1 protein-coding gene and 1 pseudogene are annotated in these 1,055 nt (G+C 69.1%); both read right to left on the bottom strand.

All coding sequences use genetic code 11. From position 1 onward, the window contains the following. A partial coding sequence (locus J7528_RS23375; RefSeq protein WP_291879652.1) for a TonB-dependent receptor plug domain-containing protein occupies positions 1 to 596 on the bottom strand: 596 nt, incomplete at its 3' end. Between the two features lie 102 nt (positions 597 to 698). Beyond that, positions 699 to 1,055, bottom strand: a pseudogene (locus tag J7528_RS23370) (TonB-dependent receptor); the annotation flags it as partial.

Raw genomic sequence — 1,055 nt, 5'->3', positions numbered from 1 at the left:
ACGTTGACCATGCCCTTCACCGAGTAGCCGGTGCTGCCGCCCTTCGTGCTGGTGCCCTGGGCCTCGACCGCGCCGGCGTAGCGGCTGGTGTCGGGCTTGTTGAGGATCACGCGCAGGGTGCCGCCCATCGAGCCCGAGCCGTACAGCGTGCCTTGCGGGCCGCGCAGGACTTCGACGCGCTCGGCGTCGAACAGGTTCACGTCGGCGCTGGTCGAGCTGGCGTCGGCGGTGGTGCCGGCCGGACCCGTCAGCGGGGTTTCGTCATAGTAGAGGCCGACCGTGGCTTCACCGGCGCTGCGCACGCCGCGCAGGGTCAGGCGGCGGCTGGTGGGCGAGTTGCCGTCGACCTGCAGGTTCGGAACCGTACGGAAATAGTCCTGGATGCCTTGGGCGCCCAAGGCCTGCAGCGACTTTTCGGTGACCGCGCTGACGCTGATCGGGGTGGTCTGGACGGTGGTGGAGCGCTTCAGCGCGGTGACGACCACTTCTTCGATCGTGCCGCTGTCGCTGGTCTGGGCGAACGCCTGGCCGGCGACCAGGGTCGTCAGGGCGCTGGCGCCCAGGGCCAGGGTGCGAAGGCCTCGAAACTGCATCATTGTTGATCCCCTCTTTGCGGCGCGCTCGACGGCGGCCTGTAGGATCAGACGCAAGGTGGCGGAGCTACCTCACCTGGCTGGTGCGAAAAACCGCACCGGCGATCAGAAGCGGCGTTCGATGCTCACGCGAAGGGTGCGCGGCGCTATGCCGAAGTACTCGACCGGGCCCGACGTGTTGCGCGCGGCGTTGGCGTGGCCGGCTCGGTCCAGCAGGTTGTCGACCGTCAGGTCCAGGGTCCAGTCGCGGCGTTCCAGGCTGAAGCTGGCCCCGAAGACCGCGTAGCCGCCCATCTTTAGATAGTCGCTGTTGCCGGCGTTGAAGGCCGACCGCGCGATGCCGGCGTACGAGCCGTCGAAGCGCAGCCGACCGACGAGGTCGCCGGGCAGGGTCCACTGACGCTCCATCGAGGCCGAGGCCGTCATCCGAGGCACGATCGGCAGGCGGTCGCCCTCCAGGCC

Source organism: Caulobacter sp. (assembly GCF_017744445.1).
Taxonomy (GTDB): domain Bacteria; phylum Pseudomonadota; class Alphaproteobacteria; order Caulobacterales; family Caulobacteraceae; genus Caulobacter.
This window is presented reverse-complemented; position numbering and strand designations above follow the sequence as displayed.